This window comes from Streptomyces sp. NPDC051662 (genome assembly GCF_040681655.1).
GTDB lineage: Bacteria > Actinomycetota > Actinomycetes > Streptomycetales > Streptomycetaceae > Streptomyces.
The window spans coordinates 62,693-69,599 of the sequence record NZ_JBFAZD010000042.1; the positions used below are offsets into that span (position 1 = coordinate 62,693).

Here is a 6,907-nt window from a genome sequence, read left to right on the forward strand (position 1 = left end):
GCGGATCCGACAGGGCGGTCACGGCCGCAGGCCCGGTCCGTCTGATGTTGTATGCGGGACGGGGATGTTCTGGCACCGCAACGCGCTCTGGTGGGGAGCTGGGCGGGGCTCAGCCGTCGAGTGTTCCCATCATTTCGGGTGCGTAGCGGTCGCCGCTGACGACGCCGTGCGGGGCGACCTCCTCGACGGCGGCGATGTCCTGGTCGGTGAGGGTTACCTCGGTCGCGGCGATGTTCTCCTCCAGGTAGCGGCGGCGCTTGGTACCGGGGATGGCAACCGCGCCCTGCTGCTGCACCCAGGCCAGGGCCAGTTGGGAGGGGGTGACGTCGTTGACGGAGGCGATGCGGCGGACCTCGCGGACGACATCGAGGTTCCGCTCGAAGTTCCTGCCCTGGAAGCGAGGGTCGGTGCGGCGCCAGTCGTCCTCGGCGAAGTCGTCGGGGCTGGTGATGGCACCGGACAGGAACCCACGGCCCAGCGGAGAATAGGCGACCAGGCCGATCCCCAACTCCCGCAGGGCATCGAGCACACCGTTGTGCTCGATGCCGCGCTCGAAGAGCGAGTACTCCGTCTGCACCGCGGTGAGCGGGTGCACGGCGTGGGCCCGCCGGATCGTCTGCGCGGACGCCTCACACACGCCGATGTACCGGACCTTGCCCTCGGCCACCAGCTCGGCCAGCGTGCCGACGGTCTCCTCGATCGGCACGTTCGGGTCGATGCGGTGCAGGTAGTACAGGTCGACGTGATCGGTGCCCAGGTTCCGCAGTGAACGCTCAAGGGCCCGGCGTACGTACTCCGGCCGGCCGTTCAGGCCGACCGCCTGACCGTCGTCGGTGATCTCCACACCTGTCTTGGTGGCGAGGACGGCCGCCTCCCGGCGTCCCGCAAGCGCCTTGCCGAGAAGCCGCTCGTTCACGAACGGGCCGTAGCTCTCCGCGGTATCCAGCAGGGTGACGCCGAGCTCCAGCGCGCGGTCGATAGTGGCCAGCGACTCGGTCTCATCGGCGTCGCCGTAGAAGACGCTCATGCCCATGCAGCCCAAGCCCTGGACGCTGACGGTCAGGCCCTGGCTGCCAAGTGCGCGGTGTTCCATGGAGTTCAGTTTCCCCTCTGTAACTAACTGGATAGATACAAACCTAGGCTCCCCTGTGACGGATGTCAATAACTAGATAGTTACTTGCTAGGGTGGGCGGCATGCCACGCGACTCCACTGCCACCAAGGCCCGGCTGCTGGACGCCGCCTTCACCGAATTCGCCGCCTACGGCATCGCCGGCGCTCGGGTGGACCGGATAGCCGAAGCGGCGGCGGCGAACAAGCGGCTGATCTACGCCTACTTCGGCAACAAGGAGCAGCTGTTCGACGAGGTTCTGCGACGGGCGATGACCGCGGGCGCCGAGTCGGTACCGTTCGACGTCGATGACCTGCCCGGATACGCAGGAGCGATCTTCGACCATCTCGTCGCCCGGCCGGACCTCATGCGCCTGCGACTCTGGAGACTCCTGGAACGCCCGTCCGCCACCGGACTCGAACCGGACGCCTTCCGGCACAAGACCGCCGAAGTGGCCCAGGCGCAACAGCGCGGCGCCCTCCCCCAGGACATGGACCCCGAAGATCTGCTGACCATGGTCCTCGCGGCCGCCCAGGCATGGTTCTGGGCCGCCGAAGGCGGCGACACAGACGGAACCGGCCGGTCCTGGTCGCCGGAGCGGCTGGCAGAACACCGCGCGGCGGTCGTGGAGGCCGCCCGTCTGCTCAGCGAACCGACGACGACGCGCCCTTAGCGGCCCGGGAAGCGCGGCCAACCGGTTCCGGCATCCACCGGGGCGGCTTGCTCGGAGCCAACACCGTGGCAGCTCGGGCCTTTGTGCGGGCGCGGACTGTGCGGTGAGTCTGCCCACGGGGCGATGCGACACCTATCGGCACTCCGGCAAAGCTTGGATCAAGAAGGAGATTCAGCGTGAAGGTAATTCTCTTCGGGGCATCAGGCATGGTCGGCCAAGGGGTGCTCCGCGCATGCCTGGAAGACCCGGGCGTGACTGAAGTCATCGCCGTCGCCCGACGGCCACTCGACCGGAGCGCTCCCGGACTTCGTGAAGTGATCCATCAGGACTTCACGGACCTCGGCCCGATAGCGGCGGATCTGGCTGGGGCCGACGCGTGCTTCTACTGCCTCGGAGTATCCGCCGCGGGGCGCAGCAAGGCAGAGTACGAGAAGATCACATACACCTACACCATGGAAGCCGCGCGGGCCGTGGCCGTCGGCAACCCGCAGCTGACCTTCGTTTACGTATCAGGAGAAGGCACCGACAGCACAGAACGAGGGCGCGCGTTCTGGGCCCGCGTGAAGGGCCGGACGGAGAATTCCCTGATGGCCATGGACATGCACGCCTACGCCTTCCGTCCCGCATGGATCCTGCCCGTCCACGGAGAAACCTCCAGTACGCGCTGGTACCGGCTCTTCTACCGGCTCACGTCCTGGCTCCATCCGCTTCTGCGCCGTCTGACGCCCCGGTATGTGACCAGCACCGAGCATCTCGGGCGCGCGATGCTCACTGTGGCCCGCCTGAACGGTGCCGGGCCGCGCATTCTGCGGTCACAGCAGATCACGCAGCTCGGGGCATAGGGCCGAGCCCTCAAGGCGTCGAGACGAAACCTCAGGCCGGCTGTGTCTTGCCGACCACGCCGTCAGATACGACGGCCTCCCCCAGCCTCCACACCCTCGCCGCCGGGATCGACCGTGACCATGGTGCTGTCAGCCCAACAGGCTGACCCTCACCGCGTCTCACGCCCCGGCGACACCGTCGATGCGCTCTCGGATCAGGTCGGCATGGCCGTTGTGCCGTGCGTACTCCTCGATCATGTGGACCATGATCCAGCGCAGCGAGACCCCTGCGTCCCCTACATAGTCGGCGTCCTGCTCGGACAGCCGACCGGAGTCGTCCAGGGAGGCGGCAGCGATGAGCTGACGCCCTTGAGCGATCTCCGTCTGCCATACCGCCATGACCTCGTCGAGTCCTCGGCCATCCTCAAGTGCAAAGCCGTCGACGTTGCTCTCCCCGAAGATCGCGTGCACGTCCTGGCCCGCGAACACACGCTGGAACCAGTTGCGTTCCACCTCGGCCATGTGCTGGACGAGCCCCAGCAGTGTCATCGACGACGGCGCGGCCGACGCCAGCCGTAATTGATCGTCTTTGAGGCCCGAGCACTTCAGGGCGAGAGTGGCACGGTGAAAGTCGAGCCACGATTCCAGCATGGCGCGCTCGCCGGCATGTGGGGGCGGGATGGGGCGTCCACCCGGTGTCGAAGTCATGCCAGGACCCTGGCACACGCCGCCACGGACTTCGTGGGCCTTCGCTGACGACGAACACGGCGATGTCCACGATCCGGAGGATTCCGCCCTCCCCAAGCCCCCGTACCGCCGATGCTGTGCTGTGCTGTGCTGTCAGAGGTTGATGACGCCGGTCCGCAGATCTGTCATGGCCAGCAGGGTGTGCTTTCCGCCGATCCGGCCCCAGCCGGTGGACCGGCCGCCTGCGCCGCCGAAGGGCATATTGATGTCCCAGAAACAGGTGGAGTCGTTGACAACGACCTGGCCGACGGCCATCTCCTCGACAAAGCGGTACGCGGCCGTCATGTTCTGGGTGAACACCGCGCCCTGCAGGCCGAGCTTGTCGTTGTTGGCGATGCGCAGGAGGTCGTCGTCATCGATCCCGGTAATGATCGGCACGACCGGCCCGAAGGACTCCTCACGGGACAGGAGACTGTCCTCGGGAACGGCGTCGACGACGGTGAACTCGTAGTAGAGATCGGTCGGCGCGTCCTTGCGGCGGTGTCCGCCGAGCAGGATCTCGGCACCTCGCTCACGCGCGTCGGCCATGTGCCGGTCCATCTTCGCCGCGACACCCTCGTTGTTGACCGGACCGAGGTTGGTGGTGTCGGCGAAAGGGTCACCGAGCACGACGTCCTGGGCAGCGCGGAGGACGGCCGCGACGAAGTCGTCGTGGACATCTCTGTGGACGATCGCCCGCTCCGTGGCACAGCACACCTGCCCCGCGCACAAGTACGCGCCGTAGACGGCGGCTTGGGCCGCCGCGTCCAGGTCGGCGTCGGCGAGGACGACGAGGGGGCCGTTGCCGGAGCACTCCATGACCGAGCGTTTCAGACCCGCCGCGGACTGGATCTTCGCGCCAGTGGCGGAGGACCCGATGAAACCGATCGCGTCGGTGCCGGCGTGACGTACGAGCGCGTCACCGGTGGCACCCTCGCCCGGAAGGATGTTGACCAGCCCGCCGGGAACTCCGGCCGCGGCGAAGGCTTCCATCGCCTTCAGCACTGTCAGTGGAGTGTTGGCCGGGGGCTTGACGACATGGGCGTTGCCGGTGGCCAGACCGGGGGCGACGAACTCGGCGAGCATCAGCAGCGGGAAGTTCCAGGGGGTGATGATCGCCCATGTGCCCACCGGACGGTAGAAGGTCCACATCCGCTTGCGGCTGTCGTTCGAGGGGAACGTCTCGCCGTGGAGGCGTATGGCGTCCTCCGCGTGCAGATGGAAGAGCTGGGCGGCCTCCTCGATGTCGGCGACCGACTCGGCGAGTGGCTTGCCCTGCTCCAAGGTCTGCAGCCGGGCCAGTTCATCCACGCGCTTGGTGAGTTCGTCCCCGACACGGTGACAGATCTCCGCGCGCTTCCAGACGTTGACGCCCGCCCAGGCCCGCTGGGCGGCGTTCGCGGCGGCGACCGCGGCATCGACATCGGCCGGCGCGGGGAGCGGAATGGTTCCGACCAGTTCTCCGGTGGCGGGGCTGATCACGTCGTAGGTGTCGGGGCCCGCCGCGTCGACGTACTGACCATTGACGAACAACTGATGGCGGATGGGACTGACGGTGCTCACGAGACGCCCCTTGCTGTCCTGGACCACTGACGAAGGCTCATGCTCCACTCGGCGAGAATTCACTGTCAAGACTCACGAATCGCCAGAAATGATCGTTTCGGTCCGGCGCATTCGACAGGTTGCCACGTGCTGACGGGGAGGACGCGCCCACTGGGTTCCGGCTGAAGACGGAACGGTGATTCCGCGGTTCCGCTCATCCGTGAGGATTGTCCCCAGCACTCCAGGTGCACATCAGCACTCCAGGTGCACATCGCCCAGAGCCGTCGACCCCTCCGGCGAGAACCGGCCGGAAAGTGGCTCGTGCGAGTCCCGGCTCGTCCAGGACACCTCGGAAATTCGGTCACTGGCAGGGCCGGCAACTCGCAGGCCCAGCAGGTCCTCAGAGGGCGCTTGGCCGGTCCCGGACCGGGATGACGATCACCACGGACACCGCTATCGAGCCACCGTCCGGCAAGCTCGCCAGGATGGCGGTTTTTACGTTCAAAGAACGTTGCATACGGTGTACAAAATACGTTGTGCAAACGGCCATTCGACATCGTGGCCGTCCATCGTGTGGCGGTGGAGCGGCCCCGGTCAGTCGTCCCGGGTCCCTCCGCCCTTCCCGCCTTCTCGCCTTCCCGCACGTCCGCGCGCAGGTCCGCGTCCGCTCGGCGCGGGCCGCACCACACTGACGGAGGTACTCATGACGAGTTCGCCTGCGAAACGGTGGCACAGGGTCCACGAACGGGCCCCTATGCCACTCCTGGGCGGCGTCCGCCCACCGATCGCGATCCTTACGGCATTGCTCCTCGTCCTGTCCGGCCTCACCGCCCTGGGCTTAGGCAGGACCGCCCCGGGACTGAGCGACGCGGAGGCGCTCCCCGAGGCGGTCCGGATCTCCCAGCAGCACTTCGCCGAGGATGGCGCGATCGCGCTCCGCGCCTCACTGGACGAATCGATCACCGACCTTGAGCGGACGGCTGCCCTGTTCAACGCGGCCGGCCCGGTCTCCGCCGACACCGTCCTCGACAAGCTCGGGAGCGTCTACCAGAAGTGGCGCGGCTCGGCCGTCGTCGAGATCAAGTCCGGCGATCTGCTCGCCACGCGCGGTGAGAACGTACCGCTCCTCGCCGTCGACCTGGAGAGACTCTCCGACGCGGACGGCCTCGCCCCCCGGCTGATCCGGCTGGAGAACGGTGAGACCCGGCTGCTCATCCTGGCCCTGCTGTCGTGGGAGGGCCGGCCGCAGCAGTTGCTGGTCACCTCGAACAGTCTGAACGTTCCCGGGGTCAGCCTCGGCAAGTTCCGGGCGATCGCCGTGGTCGACGCGGGCGGCACGGTCCTCAGCAGCGACGGCCCGCAGTCGCCCGAGGAGGAGGACGACTCGGACATCCCCGACGGGGAGGTGGGGCAGACCGGCGAGCAACTCCGTGTCTTCGCGGAGCGCTCCGCCGCGACAGCCGGGCAGAACCCGCTCACCACCAGGGAACCCGGCTCCGGCGGCTACCCCGGGGTCAGCGGATTCATGACCGGCTCCACGCTGATCGGCGGGGAGCGTCCGGTCGCCGGGTACGCGACGCTCGCCGCGCCCGAGGCGGGCGAGTCCACCGACGCCACGGGACTGGGCCTCTTCGTGGTCGCCATGGTGACCGTTCCCGAGAACACCAGCCGGACCAACGACCCGTTGTTCGGCCTCTGGTCCGCCGCCGCGCTGATCGTCATCGGCGGGCTCGCGGTGGCGTTGCTGCTCGGTACGGTCCAGCGTCCGCTGATCCGGCTCTTCCTGGAGAGCCGTCGCCTCACGCGCGGCGATCTCACCCGGCCCGTGACCGTGCCGCGGTTCGGCGAGGCGCGGCGGATCGGGGACGCGTTGGAGCGGCTGCGGCTGCAGTTGCTGGGCGGTGCGCCAGGGGAGACCGGCGGCGATGCTGCCGGCTCTGATGGGGCGGGGCGGCGGCGGGGGCGGCGTGTGGGTACCCGTGCGCTGCTGGCGGGTTGCGGCATTCTGCTGCTGGTCTGGTCCGCGCCGATGATGC

General features: G+C 67.9%; 5 protein-coding genes and 1 pseudogene. 3 read left to right on the forward strand and 3 right to left on the reverse strand.

The features are described from left to right. Positions 1-109: 109 nt before the first annotated feature. Positions 110-1,093 (reverse strand): aldo/keto reductase, encoded by a 984-nt coding sequence (locus AB0M67_RS38950; RefSeq protein ID WP_365752634.1) that lies wholly within the window; start codon positions 1,091-1,093, stop codon positions 110-112. Between the two features lie 101 nt (positions 1,094-1,194). Between AB0M67_RS38950 and AB0M67_RS38955 the strand changes: the two genes are divergently transcribed. Both AB0M67_RS38955 and AB0M67_RS38960 read left to right on the forward strand, forming a co-directional pair. Next, complete coding sequence (locus AB0M67_RS38955) at positions 1,195-1,782, forward strand: TetR family transcriptional regulator (protein ID WP_365752636.1); 588 nt, start codon at positions 1,195-1,197, stop codon at positions 1,780-1,782. A 206-nt stretch (positions 1,783-1,988) separates the two neighbouring features. Further along, a complete protein-coding gene (locus tag AB0M67_RS38960; protein ID WP_365752648.1) occupies positions 1,989-2,624 on the forward strand; it encodes an epimerase in 636 nt (211 codons plus the stop codon). 159 nt (positions 2,625-2,783) lie between these two features. Here the strand turns inward: AB0M67_RS38960 and AB0M67_RS38965 are convergent, their stop codons facing one another. Beyond that, positions 2,784-3,311, reverse strand: a complete 528-nt coding sequence (locus tag AB0M67_RS38965; RefSeq protein WP_365752638.1) for a DinB family protein — start codon at positions 3,309-3,311, stop codon at positions 2,784-2,786. 132 nt (positions 3,312-3,443) lie between these two features. Continuing rightward, positions 3,444-4,892, reverse strand: a complete 1,449-nt coding sequence (locus AB0M67_RS38970; RefSeq protein ID WP_365752640.1) for an aldehyde dehydrogenase family protein — start codon at positions 4,890-4,892, stop codon at positions 3,444-3,446. A 781-nt stretch (positions 4,893-5,673) separates the two neighbouring features. Here AB0M67_RS38970 and AB0M67_RS38975 point away from each other — a divergent pair. Beyond that, positions 5,674-6,907, forward strand: a pseudogene (locus tag AB0M67_RS38975) (HAMP domain-containing protein); the annotation flags it as partial.

Bases quoted from the DNA above. Each gene is read 5' to 3' on its own strand.
- AB0M67_RS38950 (WP_365752634.1), bottom strand. From the start codon at position 1,093: ATGGAACACCGCGCACTTGGCAGCCAGGGCCTGACCGTCAGCGTCCAG.
- AB0M67_RS38955 (WP_365752636.1), top strand. From the start codon at position 1,195: ATGCCACGCGACTCCACTGCCACCAAGGCCCGGCTGCTGGACGCCGCC.
- AB0M67_RS38960 (WP_365752648.1), top strand. From the start codon at position 1,989: ATGGTCGGCCAAGGGGTGCTCCGCGCATGCCTGGAAGACCCGGGCGTG.
- AB0M67_RS38965 (WP_365752638.1), bottom strand. From the start codon at position 3,311: ATGACTTCGACACCGGGTGGACGCCCCATCCCGCCCCCACATGCCGGC.